The sequence below is a fragment of the Aeromonas cavernicola genome (genome assembly GCF_002795305.1).
In the GTDB taxonomy this organism is placed as follows: Bacteria; Pseudomonadota; Gammaproteobacteria; order Enterobacterales; family Aeromonadaceae; genus Aeromonas; species Aeromonas cavernicola.
This window is the reverse complement of sequence record NZ_PGGC01000279.1, coordinates 1-683: the sequence shown is the minus strand read 5'-3', so window position 1 is coordinate 683 and position 683 is coordinate 1. Positions and strand designations below refer to the sequence as shown.

The following is a 683-nucleotide window of genomic DNA, read 5'->3' as shown; positions in this document are numbered from 1 at the left end:
AGATGTGTATAAGAGACAGGTCCGGATCGAGGGTGCCAAACCCCTCGTCAATAAACAGCGACTCGACCTGGGTCTGCCGTGACGAGAGGCTGGAGAGGGCCAGCGCCAGCGCCAGCGACACCAGAAAACTCTCGCCACCGGAGAGGGAGTCCACCGAGCGCACCTCGTCCCCCATGTCGAGATCCAACACCTGCAGCGCCAGATCGGTGCCGGGCACCCGCTCTAGCCGGTAGCGCGGCGACAGCTCGGCGAGCTGGGCGTTGGCCTCCAGCAGCAGACGCTCGAGGGTGAGGCTCTGGGCGAAGGTGCGGAACTTGGCGCCGTTGGCCTGCCCAATCAGATCGCACAGCTGCTGCCAGTGGTCGGCCACCGCCTGCTGGGCGGTCAGTTCCTGCTGCAGGCTGCCCGCCTTGAGGGCTTCGGCTTCGGCCTGTGCCAGCTTGCTCTTGCACTCGAACAGCTGCTCTTCAAGGGCGCGGCAGCGGGCACCCCGCGCCACCAGCAGCTCGCTCAGCTCTGCATCCGGCAGGGCGGCCAGCTCGGGATGGTGCTCCCGATAGCGATCCCGCTTGCTCTCCTCCAGCGCCAGTGCCCGTTGCCGCTCGGCAAGGCGGGTGCGCGCCTCGCCAAGGGCATCTTCCAACCCTTGCAGGGCAGTGCGGCGCGCCTTGAGTTCATCGGGG

General features: G+C 67.5%; 1 protein-coding gene. It reads right to left on the bottom strand.

Features of this window, described 5'->3' with window-relative positions; all coding sequences use genetic code 11:
- On the bottom strand, nucleotides 1–683 hold a 683-nt coding region (locus tag CUC53_RS18520; RefSeq protein WP_272896786.1), incomplete at both ends, for an SbcC/MukB-like Walker B domain-containing protein.